Raw genomic sequence first — 16,004 nt, 5'->3', positions numbered from 1 at the left:
GCTTACTACAGCGAAGCCTCGTCAATGATTTTGCGCATATCGACCACCGCTTGTCTGAGGCCGGTGAATATGGCGCGGGCAATCAGGCTGTGGCCGATATTAAGCTCGTTCAGGCCTGGCAGAGCGGCAATACGCGCGGTGTTGTGGTAGTGAAGCCCATGGCCTGCATTGACGACGAGCCCCTGCCGCCGTGCATACACAAGTGCCTCAGCGATCCGGCCAAACTCGGACTCCAGCGCATCAGCCGATGCTGCATCCGCATAGTGTCCGGTATGAATCTCGATAACGGGCGCTCCGCATGCCACCGCGGCGTCTATCTGGGCATTGTCGGGATCGATAAAAAGCGACACTTCGCTACCGATGGCGGTCAGGCGCTGGCAGGCCTCGGCTATCTTCTTATGCTGACCAACCACATCCAGGCCCCCTTCTGTGGTCAACTCCTCCCGCTTCTCGGGAACCAGACAGACTGCTTCGGGATTGACCTGCTCTGCAAAGGCCAGCATACGTTCTGTCACTGCCATTTCGAGATTCATACGGGTGTTCAGCGTCTGGCGCAGCAGTAGCACGTCCCGGTCCTGGATGTGGCGACGGTCTTCACGGGGGTGAATCGTGATACCGTCAGCTCCGGCTTCCTCGGCAAGCATGGCCGCGTAGACCGGGTCGGGATATCGGGTACCTCTGTTCTGGCGTAGTGACGCCACATGATCGACGTTGACCCCTAAACGTACCCTGTGACTCATCGCATGCTCCTTGTGTCAGGTTGCGCTTCCGGCGCGCTGAAACAGCCGACGGCTCTGCAACGGCTGGCCCTGCAGTAGATAATCGATCAGGCAACGCATAACCCGCTTGGCCAGATTCCGCGCCGGGTCGCCCACGTCTCCTGCCGTTATAGCAAGTAACGCCTCGCCAGCCAGACCCGTGAGCAGCGCTCCCGGCCCGGGATGCGCGATGACACCCTGTTGAGGGTCAAACCCATAGACCTGGCCGGTCTGTACAGCCGTATCCGTATCGGTAGCCCAATCCCACCTGAACCCATACCCTAACGTTGCCACCAACGCCTGCTCAAACAGCCTCAGCCCAGGCTCAAGGTTATCGCCGCCACGGAGGGTCTCAAGCGCATCAAGATAAGCAGCAAACAACTCTGGCACGGGTTCATGTTGTGGTAGCAGGCGCTGGATCAGTTCATTCAGGTATAGACCGCAGTAGAGCCGGTCCTGGCCCGCCAGCGGTGGCGCGCTGCGTAGTTCGGCATCCGTCAGGGTTTTCAGATCGGTTCGACCAATCCAGCTCAGTAACAACGGTTGAAAAGGCTGCAGCTGAGCTTTCCACGGGTTTTTGGGGCGGCTGGCGCCGCGGGCAACGAGACTCAAACGCCCCTGGCTGAGGGTCAGGATATCGAGCAGAAAGCTGGTTTCCTGGAAAGGGCGGCGGTGCAGGATGAAAGCAGGTTCCTGTTCCGTTCGCTGGGTCATAGAAAAATACCCCTGCCGCATGCCAGCTCATGCTGAACCCTGCCTCGGTGTCTCGCAGTGTCAGTCACAAGCCCAGCTCCAGGTTGCGCTTGAAGCAGAATCAGCTATCGAAGCCGAGGCTGCGCAAGGCGCGATCATCATCAGACCATCCTTTGCGCACTTTGATCCAGAGGTTGAGCATTACTTTCCGCTCGAACAGGCGCTCCATGTCTTCCCGAGCCTGCTGGCCGATCTGCCGCAGGCGAGCGCCCTTATCGCCGATGATTATTTTCTTCTGGCCGTCGCGCTCGACAATGATCAGAGCGTGAATGTGCAGGCTTCGCCCAGAGTCCTTGAATTGCTCAATCTGAACGGTAACCGAATACGGAAGCTCCGCACCCAGCTGTCGCATTACTTTTTCCCGGACCATTTCCGCCGCGAGGAAACGGCCGCTGCGGGTGGTCCACTGATCGTCCGGGTAATGAAAGGGTCCTGCCGGTAAATAGCTGGCGACACAGGCCTCCAGGCGATCAACGTTGGTCATCTTCAGCGCTGAAAGCGGAATAATCTCGGCGAAATCGTGGCGTTTGCTCAGCGCTTCCAGGTGGGGCAGAAGGTCAGATTTCGTCTCTATCTGATCAACCTTGTTCACTGCCAGAATTACCGGGCAGGTCACTCGGGCAACCTGCTGGAGAACATTCTCGTCGCCGTCGTTCCAGAATGTCCGGTCCACGACAAAAATAACAAGATCTACCCCGGCCAGTGCTGAGGTCGCGGCCCGGTTCATGTAGCGGTTAAGCGCTTTTGGCTCCTCAACATGAATGCCCGGCGTATCGACGTAGATGGCCTGGACGCCATCGACCGTTTTGATGCCGTGCACCTGATGGCGAGTGGTCTGGGGCTTACGCGATGTAATACTGAGCTTCTGTCCGAGAATGTGATTCAGCAGGGTCGACTTGCCGACGTTTGGACGCCCGACAATAGCAACAAAGCCACAACGTGGGTCTTTGGCCGGCTCAGCAGGAACAGACTGGTCAGTAGCGGGCATGTCGTCCTTACTCACTTACCGACCTCCACGCCCAAAGCGCGCAAGGCCTCGCGCGCCGCCTGTTGCTCGGCCAGTCGCCGGCTGCCGCCGTTACCGACAGTCTTGGTCTGTAACGCGGGCAGGTCGCATTCAACCCGGAATAACTGTGCATGGGCTTCGCCATCGACCGAAACAACCTCGTACTGGGGCAGCGGGTGCTGGCGTGATTGGAGAAATTCCTGAAGACGCGTCTTTGGATCTTTCTGAGTGTCGAGCAGACTGAGGTTCTGTAGGCGCTGGTCGAACCAGGCCAGGATCCGTTCCCGGCACCGATCAAAGCCGCTGTCGAGGTAGATCGCGCCGATAATCGACTCCACCGCATCTGCAAGGATAGACTCCCGCCGGAACCCACCGCTTTTCAACTCGCCCGAGCCCAGGCTCAAAAATTCGCCCAACTCAAACTCGCGAGCGATTTCAGCCAGGGTTACCCCTTTGACCAGGCGTGCCCGCAACCTGCTGAGCTGACCTTCACGCGCCGAAGGAAAGCTCTGGTACAGACGTTCGGCGATCACCATGTTGAGTATGGAGTCACCCAGAAACTCAAGACGTTCGTTATTCTGACTGCCGAAACTACGATGGGTCAGCGCCAGATGCAGGTGAGCCGGGTCGCTGAACTCATAGCCAAGGCGACGCTGAAGTCGTGCAAGGTCGGGCGTTGGACTCACTGCGTATTCCATTCATAGCTGTGATCGAAGTGCACCAGCGCATCAATATTGGCAAACAGGTTGGTTCTGACCTCGTAGTTGACCGTCATCTTCATGGTCTGGCCTTCCTGCTCCAGCTTGATGTCAGTAGCTTTGATCACTTTAACACTGTTGACACCCATTCTGCGCTGGATGCGGTCCTTGAGTTCCCGCATCGATAACGTCCGGGTCTCTTCGTCGTTGCTCAGGCTTTCCATCATTTCCTGGACCGTATAGTCGTCCACATAGATGGGGATAATCTTGACGGCCGCCACCAGCAATAACGCGGCGCTAAGCAATACCAAGAGCGTGGCGAGGGTCGATGCGCCGGTTTGAACTCTCATTTTGTCGTTCATGTCGTCGCCTATTCAATGCCGCCAATACGATCGAAACTGGGAATGCTGGTCAACGATTCCCAATGCATCCAGATAGCAAATGCCTCGCCGACCACCAGCTCTTCCGGTACGAAGCCCCAGTACCGACTGTCGTTACTGTTGTCGCGGTTATCGCCCATGACAAAGTAATGACCTTCTGGAACCAGCCACTCGCCTTCGGCGCGGGGATCCCGTTTGCCGGACGTCAGAAAAATCTGGTGTTCAGTTTCCCCCAGATCCTCTTGGTAGAGCTCAACTGGAGGCAACGCCGCAACAAACCGGGTTTCGACCTCTTCTCCATTAATATAGAGGGTTTTGTCGCGGTAGCGAATCTGGTCGCCCGGCAGGCCGATCACCCGCTTGATGTAGTTTGTCTGACCATCACTTGGAAACTTGAAGACCATTACGTCGCCGCGCTCCGGGTCGCCGATGTCGACCACTTTGGTTCCGGCAACCGGTAAACGCAACCCATAGCTGAACTTATTGACGAGTATGAAGTCCCCCACTTCCAGCGTCGGTAACATCGAACCGGAAGGAATCTGGAAAGGCTCTACCAGGAAAGATCGCAGCACCAGAACAACCGCAAGAATCGGAAAAAAGGACTGGCTGAGCTCTACGAGGTAGGGCCGGGCATTGTCAGGGTCGGAGCCTGCTTCCGCCGAGTCGCTGGCTGCACTACGGCCGAGGCGTCGCGGCTTGAGAACAAGAATATCGAACAGCCAGACGAGGCCGGTAACAACTGTCAGAGACAACAATATCAGCGGAAAATCGAGATTCATCTAAAGGTCCTGAGTGCCTGTGCCCTGGGCGTTGCGGGAGCCGCCGGCGCCAGTTGAATGTCACCACGAAGTGGTCGCGGTGTTAGAGGTTAGTTGTCAACTCGCAGCACGGCCAGGAATGCCTCTTGAGGAACCTCGACACGACCGACCTGCTTCATCCGTTTTTTGCCCTCTTTCTGCTTCTGCAGCAGCTTTTTCTTACGGCTGACATCGCCGCCGTAGCACTTCGCGGTCACGTTCTTGCGCAATGCCTTGACCGTCGTCCGGGCAACGACGTGGTTGCCGATGGCTGCCTGAATCGCGACGTCAAACATCTGCCTTGGAATCAGTTCACGCATCTTCTCGGTCACCTGGCGGCCGCGGGCGAACGCCTGGTCCCGATGGGCAATCAGTGCCAGAGCGTCAACCCGCTCGCCGTTGATGAGAATGTCGAGGCGTACGAGGTTGGCGGCCTGAAAACGGACAAAGTGATAGTCCAGTGAAGCAAAACCCCGGCTGGCCGATTTCAGGCGGTCAAAAAAGTCGAGCACCACCTCGCTCATGGGGATCTCGTAGATCACCTGCACCTGACTGGCCAGAAAATGCATGTTTTTCTGCATGCCACGGCGTTCTTCGCACAGCATGATGACACTCCCCAGATGTTCCTGAGGGACCAGAATGGTCGCTTCGACGATGGGTTCGCGCATTTCCAGTATGTCGCCAACATCCGGCAGGCTGGAGGGGTTGTCGATCTTGAGGGTCTGCCCCTGTTTCGTCTCCACCTCATAGTTCACCGTTGGCGCGGTAGTGATCAGGTCAATGTCGTACTCGCGCTCCAGCCGCTCCTGAATAATTTCCATATGGAGCATGCCGAGAAAGCCGCAACGGAAGCCAAAGCCCAGCGCGTCAGAATTCTCCGGTTCGAAGAAAAGCGACGCATCGTTCAGCGTCAGCTTGTCGAGGGCCTCGCGGAACGCATCGTAGTCTTCAGAGCTGATGGGAAACAGCCCCGCATAGACTTGGGGCTTCACCTTTTTGAAGCCTGGCAACGCCGGGACATCGGGTGTCTTCGAGAGGGTCAGCGTGTCCCCCACCGGCGCGCCATGAATGTCCTTGATTCCTGCGACGATAAACCCGACCTCGCCCGCCCGCAGTTGCCCGGTATCAGCAGGCTTCGGCGTGAAAATGCCCACCTTGTCGACCAGGTGGGAACGCCCGGTCGACTTTACGTACATTTTGTCACCCTTGCGGATCGACCCATGCACGACGCGAACCAGCGATACCACCCCCAGGTAGTTGTCGAACCAGGAGTCGATAATCAACGCCTGCAGGTCCCCATCCACTTCGCCCTGGGGCGCAGGTATCACGCGGATCAGTTCCTCCAGCACATCTTCGACTCCCATACCGCTTTTGGCGCTGCAGCGCACGGCACTGGATGCGTCAATACCGATGATGTCCTCGATTTCCTGGGCAACCTTCTCGGGATCCGCCTGGGGCAGATCCATCTTGTTGAGGATCGGCAGAACCTCCAGCCCCTGTTCCAGGGCGGTATAGCAGTTCGCTACCGACTGAGCCTCGACGCCCTGCCCGGCATCGACAACCAGCAGCGCGCCTTCACAGGCTGAGAGCGAGCGCGAGACCTCGTACGAAAAGTCGACATGGCCCGGCGTATCGATAAAGTTGAGCTGATAGAGCTTTCCATCCCGTGCGGTATACCCGAGGGTCACGCTCTGGGCCTTGATCGTGATACCGCGTTCGCGCTCGAGATCCATCGAGTCGAGCACCTGCTCGGCCATTTCCCGATCTGCCAGCCCCCCGCAAACCTGGATAATCCGGTCAGCGAGTGTGGACTTGCCGTGATCGATATGGGCAATAATCGAGAAATTGCGGATATGGCTGAGGTCGGTCACAGAAAAAGGTGTCTCCCTGTTGGGGTCGGTAACTGACGGTGCGGGCACCAGGGAACGGACGTTGAGCCGGGTTCCAGGCTGGGCAGAGTTTACCGGAGAGTCAGGGAATAGGCCATGCCGGCAGGGGAAGGTCAACCGGGGTAAGCAGGTCGCTCACCCCGGTTTTTCCTTATTTCTCGAGTTTGAGTACAACGAAGGACGGGGCGCCGTCACGTACAATTAATGCCGGCAGCGCTTTACCCCGGGGAAGATCCTTGAGCATCGCCCGGAAGTCGTCAGGCGAAGTGATGTCCTGATTATTGATGCTGCGGATGACGTCTCCCGGCCGTATGCCCGCCTTTCGCGCCGGCCCCTGGCCCACGTTGGTCACCAGCACACCGCCTTCAACATCCCATTTCTGTTTGAGTTCGCGGGGCAGCGGTTCAACCTCAAGGCCCAGCGGGTTGCCCGGCATGGCCTTGGCGGGCTCGCTTTGTTGATTCTGAGCCGCACCATTGGGCAGCTCGCCGATGGTCACGTCTATCTCCTGGCGGTTGCCGTTGCGCATGATGAGTAGCTCAGCTGTTGACCCGACCTTGACCCGACCAACTTGGGGGGGCAATTCGGCTGAGAGACCGATTTCTTCGCCTTCGAACTCGAGAATAATATCACCCGGCTTCAGCCCCGCTTTGGCAGCCGGCGAGCCGGGCATGACCTCAGCCACCAGCGCGCCGTGGGGTTTGGACAGACCAAACGACTGAGCCAGGTCCCGGCTCACTTCCTGTATGAGTACGCCCAGCCAGCCTCGTGAGACGTAGCCCTGGTCACGAATCTGCTCAAACACATTCATTGCAACGTCAACCGGGATAGCAAACGAAACCCCCATGAAACCACCAGAGCGCGTATAGATCTGCGAGTTGATACCGACGACATCACCGTCCAGGTTGAATAACGGCCCACCTGAGTTGCCGGGGTTAATTGCCACGTCGGTCTGAATGAAGGGCACGTAGTTTTCGCTCGGTAGCGCCCGCCCTTTCGCGCTGACAATGCCCGCAGTCACCGTGTGGTCGAAGCCGAAGGGCGAACCGATCGCGACCACCCACTCGCCGACCTCAAGCTCAGCTGATTTGCCCAGACGCACCACGGGCAGATCTGTACCTTCCACTTTCAGCACAGCAAGATCCGTGCTGGGATCGGTGCCAACAACAGTTGCCTCAAGCTCGCGGCGATCGCTCAGCCGAACGATGATTTCTTCCGCACCGTCAACAACGTGGTTGTTGGTCAGCACATAGCCATCAGGCGACACGATGAACCCGGAGCCCATGGAGTGTCTCGGACCAGGTTGTGCAGGACCCATAGGACCTTCAGGTGCCTCGAAGAAATGACGGAAGAACTCAGGCATTTGCTCGAGCTGATCCTGAGTGAATGGCACATTGGGGTTGCGCCCGCTTGAAGCCGATACCGTGGTGCTTATATTTACCACCGCAGGCGAACTGTCTTTGACCAGCCCGGTGAAGTCAGGCAGGTTCACCGCCGCTACAGCCTCAGACAGCCAGAACGCGAACAAAAACAGCCAAAGTCCCAAGATGGGTTTACGACGACGTTGAAATTTCATTCCCGAGAACACCTCTTCGTTTGTTTAACCCGATGACTCACCTGGCCGGCCCGTCTGTTTCGTGTCGAACCGTCTGCATACTGCAAAAGATTCCCGTCCGACGTGAGAGACTCAGCGCAGAACCAAGGCGACGACAACATCGGACACGTCACCGTTCTGTTGGCCCGGCCCAGGAGCCAGAACACTATTGATCTAAAGAACCGAACACTATTGATGTAGAGAACCGAACACGCTGATGTAGAGAACCGAAAAAGTTGATGAAGAAAACCGTATGCGTTGGTGTAGAGACCTGAGCATGGTGATGACCAGACTGAGCCGTATGAACCTGCTAGGCGCGCGCCTGCAAAGTTAATGCAACAGGCTGATCATCATCCCGAGGCTGAAGCACCTCAAGCATCTGTGGATGAACCTCGCCCTCATTGCTCAATAAACGGGTCAGGAAAAACACCAGCATCATGGCGCCGGTGGCCACTAAGACAACAGCGGGCTCAGCGTTACCAAACAGCCAAGTGCCAGCCGCCGCCCCGAAAATCAACCCCAGCAAGGGCAGAAAGTAGAGCTTCAATGAAGCCCAGAGCAGCGTCTGCTCACCGAGGCCCAGCAACACCTTATCGCCTACCCTGGCCCGTAGCTCATTGTCGACCCGGACCTGCTGCGCCTTCGCCGGACCCGACAGCTCCGCCATCAAGCGTTGGCCGCAACCGTTGCGGGCGCTGCAACGCTGGCAGGATCCCTCGCGCTCGACACGCACCCAGGCCTGCAGCCCTTCTACCGCTACAACCAGCCCAGACTGCTCAATCACTTTCGGGCCCTGCCCCCGAACCCGGTGCGCCAGCACCGTTAGACTCTCCGTCCGCGGCCGGCCCTGGCTGGTCTTTTGACCTGGGGACGCTGGCCTCTTTCCCAACCGTTACCTGCTCACCTTGTGGCTTCGATTCAGGTGGCTTCGATTCAGCGCCAGCTTCACTGTCGGAAGCGTTGACGCTCGCCTGCGCATCAATGGCTGCCTCTTCAACACTGACCGATTCAGCCACGCGCATGGCGGTTTCGGGCGGTATTTCGCCGACCACTGTTACACGATGGACCGTGTCAGCCGTGGTCAGTTTGTGAAGATAGGCTGTCGTTGCGCCGATGGTAGACGCACCCAGTGGCATGGTCATGGACCCGACGGGCTCGACGAACACAGAAAATGAAGCGATACCGTCGGAATAGGTGGTCAGCCGTCGGGCCCCGTCGACGGCCTTGCTTCTGGCAATGAATCCGGCTGGCGTCCAGGTGGGGTGCCAGTTGGAGAGATCTTCCTCTTTATGTGCCGGCGCTCTGCCCTCCGCACTCTCCGGCCTGGCGGCTGCAGCGGATTCCGGTGCGACGGGGGAACTTTTTTGTTGACGCCCACCTTTGCTGGACTGCAGCCGGCGAAGCTCCCGCCCTGCCGTCTGTACCGTCAGTTCATCGTCCGAAATCGCGTCTGTTATTTCCAACTGGGTGAACTGGAACCGCTCCAGCACCTTACCGTCCTGGTCCCGAACCTGACTTTTGAGAAGCAGACCCGTCTGCCGCTCGAGCCAGAGTCGGTAGCTGTAACGGTGGCGATCCCGGGCTGATACCGCCACGACGACAGCTTCAAAACCCGCGACTTTGCCATTCTCCAGTTTCTCAGGCCGGTACCACCGGGACATCGGCTCAAGCCGATCATTGAAAGCACCAGCCAAGGGTCCGGCCGGTAGAAGCGCGCCCAGTTCAAGTCGGCCGTGATCCGGCAGCACGCAAATAATCTGGTCGCCATAGCGAACAATCTCGCCGTCGCCGCCGTCGAGCTGGCTAAGCCGCTCTATGATCTGGCCGTCCCGGTAGCGGTGAACGATGCGCATGGCATTGACTTCAGACCCGCGGGTATACACGAAAACGCCACGATAGCTGGTCTTCTCAAGTGCCGCATCAAGCCCTTCAAGCCATTGGCGGGCCTCGGCGGGGCCGGACTCATCTGCCACCGCCCAGCTACAGGCGAGGCTCAAGACCATTACCCAGAATTTTCTGACGATCAGTGACTGCAGAGTCTTCATCTATGACAGGGCACTTTCAACTAGCGGTTGAGAGGAAAATAACGAGCAGGGCGACCGGCCGGCCAGCCTGTGCTCGACGTGAAATGGCCGTTTAGCCAGACGCGTCACAGCACCTGACAACTAGCGGTCAGCGCCCGAGAGCGAAACACTGGCGACCCGGGCAAACCCGACAGCGCCGTTACCCGCAGCTGCGCTGTTATGGCGCGCATGCCGCAGCAAATAATTGGACAACTCCTCGCGCTGGGCTGCGTCAAGATTGTTCAACGCGACCTGTGGCACGGGCTCCGCCGCCCCGTTTTGCGCGGGTAGCGCGCCTCCAGCTGCAGCGAACTCCGCCTCAGGCCCGTCATCCGTCCACTGCTGTCCGGCTCCAAAGCCTACCATCACGGCCACCACCAGCATCGCCGCCAGAGCTGCCGAGCCTGAGTTTCGCCATAGCGGTCGGGTAGCCCGCCGCTGCGTTTGAGCCTGGTAAGGAACTTCCGGCTTTGATGTTGCCTCTGCCGGCATGTCCAGTCGGGCCCAGATATCGGCGCGCATATCGATGCCATCCCACCGGGATTCACCATGACGAAGCTGGTCACTCAAGCGCTGCCAGCGCAACCACTGCGACCTTACTTCGTCATCTTCGCCCAGAGCCAACACCCGCCGAACCCCAAGTTCGTCGGCCTCATCATCAAACATGGCCGATAGGGACTCTTTCAACCGATCATCCATGGGTATACACCTCAACAGCGATTCTCATCCGCCTAAGTCTCCAGCATGGGCGCAATGCGCCGGTCGATGGCGTCTCGCGCGCGAAAGATCCTGGACCGGACCGTGCCGATAGGACACTCCAGAACCTGGGCAATATCCTCATAGCTGAGTCCGTCCGCTTCCCTTAGCAACAAGGCGCTACGAAGCTCCTCTGGGAGCTCGTCCAGCGCCCCATCGATAGCAGTCTGAAGCTGGTCCCGTTGCAATTGCTTCTCCGGGGACCCCAGATCACGAAGGCCTGGCGCTGCGTCGAGCTGCTCGGCGTCTTCAACTTCCATGACCGCCAGCGGCCGACGACCTCTTGCCTCGAGGTGATTCTTGGCCGTGTTGACCGCGATGCGATACAGCCAGGTATAGAAGGCGCTGTCTCCACGAAAGCGCCCTATGGCGCGGTATGCTTTGACGAAGCTTTCCTGGGTGAGGTCCAGCACATCCTGGGAGTCGTGGATGTAGCGGGAGATGATAGACGCCACGCGGGACTGATAACGGATAACCAGCAGGTCGAAAGCCGCCCGCTCGCCATTCTGCACCCGCCCCACAAGCTGCCGGTCGGTCTGGCTTTGGTCACTTGTCAATGATCGGGACTCGGTCGCCGAAGTCATAGGTTCGCTTTGCAGTTGATCGATTGGATGAGCGGCGGTTCCCCGGCCACTTTCTCCGCATAATCGTAACTGAAGTTTAGCGCTATTGTGCATATAAACGCCCTGGTTTATCCGCCTCGGGAAGAGACTTGCTCTGAGCCAAATAGACAGCGACCCCGAACTTTAGTTCAATAGTGCCACAGAGATCTCTATCACAGAGGGCGAAGGACGTCTTTTCGAGGCCGGCAAACCCCTCACCCCTTCCCAATCGGACACCGAAGCTCAATGCCCCCAGCCTATTATCACGATGTTCTGGTTATCGGCACTGGCGCTGCTGGCTTGACTGTCGCACTTAACCTTCCGGCTGAACTTAATGTCGCGGTGGTCAGCAAGGCGGGCCTCAGCAGCGGTTCAACACAGTATGCCCAGGGCGGTATCGCCGCAGTTCTGGACGCGGCTGACAGCGTTGACGCCCATATCGGGGACACACTGGCTGCCGGTGCGGGACTTTGCCATGAGGATGCCGTGCGGCTGACGGTGGAACGCAGTCGTGAAAGCATTGAATGGCTGATCGACCAGGGGGTCGAATTCACACGCGATCACAATGACGCGTACCACCTGACCCGGGAAGGCGGACACAGCCACCGGCGCATCATTCACGCGGCCGATGCCACCGGCCGGGCGGTGTCTGAGGTTCTGAGTGAGCAGGTACGGCGGGCAGCGAACATCACGGTGTACGAAGATCGCGTTGCGGTCGACCTGATTACCCACCGCAAGTTGTTCCTGCCAGGTAACCGCTGTGTCGGTGCATACATCCTTAACACCCGCAGTGGGCATGTCGAGACATTCCGCTCCCGTTTCACGGTGCTGGCATCCGGGGGCGCGAGTAAAGCTTATCTCTACACCAGCAACCCGGACGGGGCGACAGGCGACGGAATCGCAATGGCCTGGCGCGCTGGCTGCAGGACAGCGAATCTTGAATTCAATCAGTTTCACCCCACCTGTCTTTATCACCCAAAGGCAAAGTCCTTTTTGATTACGGAAGCCGTGCGCGGTGAAGGGGGCCACCTCAAGCTGCCGGACGGGTCCCGGTTTATGCATCGCTTTGACTCCCGAGGCGAACTGGCTCCACGCGACATCGTCGCCCGGGCGATCGACCATGAGATGAAACGTCTGGGCGCTGACTGCCTGTACCTGGATATCAGCCATAAGCCCGCTGACTTCGTCCGCAATCTCTTTCCCACCGTCTACGACACTTGTCTCGAATTCGGCATCGACATGACCCGCGACCCCATTCCTGTTGTGCCGGCAGCCCACTATACTTGCGGCGGAATCGTTACCGATAGCCATGCTCGGACCGACGTGAACCAGCTTTACGCCGTGGGCGAAGCCGCGTTTACGGGCCTTCACGGCGCCAACCGCATGGCCAGCAATTCGCTCCTGGAGTGCCTGGTTTACGGCCGCGCTGCAGCCACGGAAATCGGCAGGGTTGCGGCTGAGGTGCCCGCACCACCAACTGTGCCCGCCTGGGATGAATCCCAGGTGCGTGATTCCGACGAGGATGTTGTTATCTCCCATAACTGGGACGAGCTGCGCAGGTTCATGTGGGACTACGTCGGCATCGTCAGAACCACCAAACGCCTGCAGCGGGCAAAGCACCGTGTTGACCTGCTGCATCAGGAGATCCGCGAGTTCTACAGCAACTATCGGGTATCAAAAGACCTGCTGGAACTGAGGAACCTGGTAACCATCTCGGATCTGATCATCTGCTCGGCTTTGCAGCGTAAGGAAAGCCGCGGACTGCACTATACGGTTGACTACCCCGATCTGCTCGAAGCGGCAGAAGACACCATCCTGACGCCAACGCGGTACATCGCACCCCCGGGATAGAAAGGCAGTCAACCGCGATCCCCAGACCAAAGTTCTCAAATTCGACAACCGCCGGAGACCGGCCATGACTGAACAGGACGTTGAATATAAACGACTCTACTGGCATAGCCGCCGAGGCATGCTGGAGCTGGATGTGCTGCTGCTGGGCTATTTGGAAGAGGCCTACCATGATGCAGCGCCGGACGATCAGGATCGCTACCGCAGACTGCTGGAGTGTGAGGACAATGTCCTGTTCAGTTGGCTGATGCGTCGGACCCGGCCAGATGATGAAGACCTGCAGCGAATTATCGACCTGATACTGGCCCATGCCCAATCCAAACGTCGCTAACGACTTGCCGGTCGTGGTGCTGCGGCTGCGTCGTTCGCCTGGGCTGGCTTGCGCCGTACTGGTGGCGTGGGCGCCCTTGCTGGTTCTCGCCGGCTTCGCAGGCGGTAGCGGCGCGCTCGGACTTTGCCTGATGGCCTGCCTGGTAGCTCTGGCGGTACGCAGCGCTGTACCCTATGGGCTTACGAGGGCGGAAGCGCGCCCCCAACTTCGTATTCAGGAAAACAGACTGAGAAGCCAGTTGCCTGGCGAGCCGGCGATAGAGTGGAACCCTGCCAGGACTAGCCGGCTTCTGAGTCGGCTTGTCTGGCTGGAGCTCGCGCCGGTCGGGCACAGGGGTCCCCGCTGGCGCCTGCTGGTAACTGATCTGCCCGGGCTTGGAAACGTTCCGCGCGAAGACTTTCGTCAGCTGAAAGTTTGGCTAAGAATGGGAGCCCGGTATGATTGAACCCGTTGCGGGCTGAAGACTCGCACGTGCATTCACCCAAGCCAGGAGTTGCTGCGACCATGGTCTCCCTTCGCGACTCAAACGACACAATGCTCGCCGGACTGGGGTTTTCCAGCGGTCCAGAAGCCATAGCCCGGCCGATAGCCACCGACTTTATTGCCCACTGGCAGCGGCAAACGCTGCTCCGGCTGTCGGGTCCTGACGCCCGGAAGTTCCTGCAGGGCCAGCTCACCTGTCAGCTGGATGAATTGACCGAGCAGCAGGCTATCTATGGTGCAGCCTGCACGCCCAAGGGCAAGGCTATTGCCAACTTTCGGCTACTGCAACTCGACAGCGGTGATATCCTGCTGCGCGTTTCAGCCGATCTTGCCGACCAGGTGCTGAAGCATTTCCAAAAGTATCTGGCGTTCTTCAAAGCCAGGCTGGAGCCGGCGGATGGCTGGGTTGTGCTGGGTATTCGCGGCACCCAGGCCCATCATGCCCTCGAGATACCCGAGGGTGACCGCCTGGGCGCTATTGCGGTCTGGAACCGCAGCCGGGTCATCGCTGCCCAGGTCGACGCGGACGGATGCGCACGGTCAGAACTGTGGCTGAACGGCAACGACCTTGCCACGCTGGAAGCATGCCTGGCAACTGCTGAAGAGGAAGGCTTCCAAGCGCCGCAGGACGCCTGGCTGGCCACCGAAATCAGAGCTGGCCTGACTACCATCGATACAGCTCTGAGCGAACGGCTGGTGCCACAGTATTTCAACTGGCACTGCGTTGACGGCATCAGTTTCAAAAAGGGCTGTTACACGGGCCAGGAGATAATTGCCCGGCTCCGTTATCTGGGCCAGCTCAAGAAAAGTACCTACCGCGTCACCTTGCCCCGAGGCGGGGCGGCCCAGCTGTCAGCGATCAATACTGACGAGGGGAGACCTGCCGGGGAAGTCACCAATCTGATGACTTACGCCGACGGCAGCCAGGAGGGACTGGCCGTGATCAATCACCAGGCTGCCCGTGCCCGACTTTATGTGGACGGCAAGCAGGAATACCCGGTCGAGATCGTACCCCTGCCGTATAAGGTGGTTGAGCAGGAAGCAGGCACAGAGCCAGCTGATCATAATTAAACGCTGTTACGTTACGATACAGGCGCGCCCCCTAATATCTGCTATAACAGGCAGTAGCACCGTTCGTGGTCGCAGAGACGACCTCAAATCACAGCAGACGCGGAATTCAGCACCATGGCAGACTTGGCAGAGCGCATCAGGAATGACCTGATAACCGCCATAAACAATGACAAACTGGTCCTTCCCACGCTTCCGGAAGTCGCGATCCGGGTTCGGGAAATCGCTGAAGCGCCGGACTCCGCAATACTCGACCTGGTGCGCGAAATAAGTGATGACGCGAGCCTGTCTGCGCGGATCATCCGAATCTGCAATAGCCCTCTTTTCAGGGGCAGCCGGGAGATCGACAGCCTGAACATGGCCATAAGCCGGCTGGGCATGGCGTACACTTCTAACCTGGCCATGGGCCTGGCCATGGAGCAGATGTTCCAGGCAACATCGGACATGGTGGACAAGCGTCTGCGTGCGACCTGGCAGCGCAGCACCGAGATTGCAGGCATTAGCCATGTCCTGGCCCAGCACTACACCAAACTGCGGCCGGACCAGGCCACCCTGGCCGGTCTCACCCACCAGATCGGCGTACTGCCGGTGCTGCGATATGTCGAGGACAATGACATCCAGATCAGCAGTGTCATGCTCGACAACCTGATTGATGAGATTCATCCCCGAGTTGGCGCTCACATTCTGCAACGGTGGGATTTTCCCAAGGACCTGCAACAGGTACCCGTGGAATATCTCAATCTCACAAGGCAGGTTCCCCGAGTGGACTACGCCGACATTGTCATGGTTGCAACCCTACAGAGTAGGTCCGGCGATGCTCCAGCTGAGGCTGGTGGCCGGGTCGACGGAGACGTCGACTGGGGTTCAATTAGCGCATTTGAACGGCTCGGGCTGGACCCGAACAAGAATCTGGGCGAGGAGGAAGACCTGAACGCCCAGATGGAAGCGGCCATGGCATTACTGAATCAGTAAAACTTA

Annotated in this window: 17 protein-coding genes; 5 read left to right on the top strand and 12 right to left on the bottom strand. The window is 58.6% G+C overall.

Annotated features, from left to right (window positions below; translation table 11 throughout):
- Positions 1–5 precede the first annotated feature (5 nt).
- From pdxJ to rpoE, 12 genes are all read right to left on the bottom strand, one after another.
- Complete coding sequence (gene pdxJ, locus soil367_RS04755; protein ID WP_136547423.1) at positions 6–740, bottom strand: pyridoxine 5'-phosphate synthase; 735 nt, start codon at positions 738–740, stop codon at positions 6–8.
- A 15-nt stretch (positions 741–755) separates the two neighbouring features.
- A complete protein-coding gene (gene recO, locus soil367_RS04750) occupies positions 756–1,472 on the bottom strand; it encodes a DNA repair protein RecO (protein ID WP_136547421.1) in 717 nt (238 codons plus the stop codon).
- Positions 1,473–1,572: 100 nt separating this feature from the next.
- The gene (gene era, locus soil367_RS04745) at positions 1,573–2,499 is read right to left on the bottom strand and encodes a GTPase Era (protein ID WP_136550516.1); all 927 of its coding nucleotides are present in this window, start codon (positions 2,497–2,499) and stop codon (positions 1,573–1,575) included.
- 11 nt (positions 2,500–2,510) lie between these two features.
- Entirely contained in the window at positions 2,511–3,203 is a 693-nt protein-coding gene (gene rnc / locus soil367_RS04740; protein WP_136547419.1) for a ribonuclease III, read from the bottom strand.
- Positions 3,200–3,565, bottom strand: a complete 366-nt coding sequence (locus tag soil367_RS04735; protein ID WP_172962265.1) for a DUF4845 domain-containing protein — start codon at positions 3,563–3,565, stop codon at positions 3,200–3,202. The genes rnc and soil367_RS04735 overlap by 4 nt, the downstream gene beginning before the upstream one ends.
- A 20-nt stretch (positions 3,566–3,585) precedes the next feature.
- Positions 3,586–4,374 (bottom strand): signal peptidase I, encoded by a 789-nt coding sequence (gene lepB, locus soil367_RS04730; RefSeq protein WP_136547415.1) that lies wholly within the window; start codon positions 4,372–4,374, stop codon positions 3,586–3,588.
- 89 nt (positions 4,375–4,463) lie between these two features.
- A complete protein-coding gene (gene lepA / locus soil367_RS04725) occupies positions 4,464–6,263 on the bottom strand; it encodes a translation elongation factor 4 (protein ID WP_136547412.1) in 1,800 nt (599 codons plus the stop codon).
- A gap of 169 nt (positions 6,264–6,432) precedes the next feature.
- Positions 6,433–7,857 carry a DegQ family serine endoprotease gene (locus soil367_RS04720; protein WP_136547410.1) on the bottom strand — a complete coding sequence of 475 codons (1,425 nt, stop codon included), beginning with the start codon at positions 7,855–7,857 and terminating at the stop codon, positions 6,433–6,435.
- A 328-nt stretch (positions 7,858–8,185) separates the two neighbouring features.
- A complete protein-coding gene (locus tag soil367_RS04715; RefSeq protein WP_172962264.1) occupies positions 8,186–8,659 on the bottom strand; it encodes a SoxR reducing system RseC family protein in 474 nt (157 codons plus the stop codon).
- Positions 8,652–9,920: a MucB/RseB C-terminal domain-containing protein gene (locus soil367_RS04710; RefSeq protein ID WP_246065527.1), complete on the bottom strand. Its 1,269-nt coding sequence runs from the start codon at positions 9,918–9,920 to the stop codon at positions 8,652–8,654. The genes soil367_RS04715 and soil367_RS04710 overlap by 8 nt, the downstream gene beginning before the upstream one ends.
- Positions 9,921–10,040: 120 nt before the next feature.
- Positions 10,041–10,637, bottom strand: coding sequence for a sigma-E factor negative regulatory protein (locus tag soil367_RS04705; protein ID WP_136547405.1), 597 nt, complete (start codon positions 10,635–10,637; stop codon positions 10,041–10,043).
- Between the two features lie 32 nt (positions 10,638–10,669).
- Positions 10,670–11,251 carry an RNA polymerase sigma factor RpoE gene (gene rpoE, locus soil367_RS04700; RefSeq protein WP_425459963.1) on the bottom strand — a complete coding sequence of 194 codons (582 nt, stop codon included), beginning with the start codon at positions 11,249–11,251 and terminating at the stop codon, positions 10,670–10,672.
- A gap of 291 nt (positions 11,252–11,542) precedes the next feature.
- On the opposite strand from rpoE, the gene nadB reads away from it, so the two are divergent.
- From nadB to soil367_RS04675, 5 genes are all read left to right on the top strand, one after another.
- Positions 11,543–13,147, top strand: coding sequence for an L-aspartate oxidase (gene nadB / locus soil367_RS04695; RefSeq protein WP_136547401.1), 1,605 nt, complete (start codon positions 11,543–11,545; stop codon positions 13,145–13,147).
- 64 nt (positions 13,148–13,211) lie between these two features.
- Positions 13,212–13,475 (top strand): FAD assembly factor SdhE, encoded by a 264-nt coding sequence (locus soil367_RS04690; RefSeq protein ID WP_136547399.1) that lies wholly within the window; start codon positions 13,212–13,214, stop codon positions 13,473–13,475.
- Complete coding sequence (locus soil367_RS04685; protein WP_136547396.1) at positions 13,453–13,920, top strand: hypothetical protein; 468 nt, start codon at positions 13,453–13,455, stop codon at positions 13,918–13,920. The genes soil367_RS04690 and soil367_RS04685 overlap by 23 nt, the downstream gene beginning before the upstream one ends.
- 59 nt (positions 13,921–13,979) lie before the next feature.
- Positions 13,980–15,029 carry a CAF17-like 4Fe-4S cluster assembly/insertion protein YgfZ gene (gene ygfZ, locus soil367_RS04680; protein WP_136547394.1) on the top strand — a complete coding sequence of 350 codons (1,050 nt, stop codon included), beginning with the start codon at positions 13,980–13,982 and terminating at the stop codon, positions 15,027–15,029.
- 114 nt (positions 15,030–15,143) lie between these two features.
- Positions 15,144–15,998, top strand: a complete 855-nt coding sequence (locus soil367_RS04675) for an HDOD domain-containing protein (RefSeq protein ID WP_136547392.1) — start codon at positions 15,144–15,146, stop codon at positions 15,996–15,998.
- Positions 15,999–16,004: the final 6 nt, after the last annotated feature.

This window comes from Hydrocarboniclastica marina, assembly GCF_004851605.1.
GTDB classification, from domain to species: domain Bacteria; phylum Pseudomonadota; class Gammaproteobacteria; order Pseudomonadales; family Oleiphilaceae; genus Hydrocarboniclastica; species Hydrocarboniclastica marina.
The sequence above is the reverse complement of the archived record's forward strand: the minus strand, read 5'-3'. Positions and strand labels throughout refer to the sequence as shown.

Bases quoted from the DNA above. Each gene is read 5' to 3' on its own strand.
- era (WP_136550516.1), bottom strand. From the start codon at position 2,499: ATGCCCGCTACTGACCAGTCTGTTCCTGCTGAGCCGGCCAAAGACCCA.
- soil367_RS04720 (WP_136547410.1), bottom strand. From the start codon at position 7,857: ATGAAATTTCAACGTCGTCGTAAACCCATCTTGGGACTTTGGCTGTTT.
- soil367_RS04735 (WP_172962265.1), bottom strand. From the start codon at position 3,565: ATGAGAGTTCAAACCGGCGCATCGACCCTCGCCACGCTCTTGGTATTG.
- ygfZ (WP_136547394.1), top strand. From the start codon at position 13,980: ATGGTCTCCCTTCGCGACTCAAACGACACAATGCTCGCCGGACTGGGG.
- pdxJ (WP_136547423.1), bottom strand. From the start codon at position 740: ATGAGTCACAGGGTACGTTTAGGGGTCAACGTCGATCATGTGGCGTCA.
- soil367_RS04690 (WP_136547399.1), top strand. From the start codon at position 13,212: ATGACTGAACAGGACGTTGAATATAAACGACTCTACTGGCATAGCCGC.
- soil367_RS04685 (WP_136547396.1), top strand. From the start codon at position 13,453: ATGCCCAATCCAAACGTCGCTAACGACTTGCCGGTCGTGGTGCTGCGG.
- nadB (WP_136547401.1), top strand. From the start codon at position 11,543: ATGCCCCCAGCCTATTATCACGATGTTCTGGTTATCGGCACTGGCGCT.
- soil367_RS04705 (WP_136547405.1), bottom strand. From the start codon at position 10,637: ATGGATGATCGGTTGAAAGAGTCCCTATCGGCCATGTTTGATGATGAG.
- soil367_RS04675 (WP_136547392.1), top strand. From the start codon at position 15,144: ATGGCAGACTTGGCAGAGCGCATCAGGAATGACCTGATAACCGCCATA.
- soil367_RS04710 (WP_246065527.1), bottom strand. From the start codon at position 9,920: ATGAAGACTCTGCAGTCACTGATCGTCAGAAAATTCTGGGTAATGGTC.
- lepB (WP_136547415.1), bottom strand. From the start codon at position 4,374: ATGAATCTCGATTTTCCGCTGATATTGTTGTCTCTGACAGTTGTTACC.
- recO (WP_136547421.1), bottom strand. From the start codon at position 1,472: ATGACCCAGCGAACGGAACAGGAACCTGCTTTCATCCTGCACCGCCGC.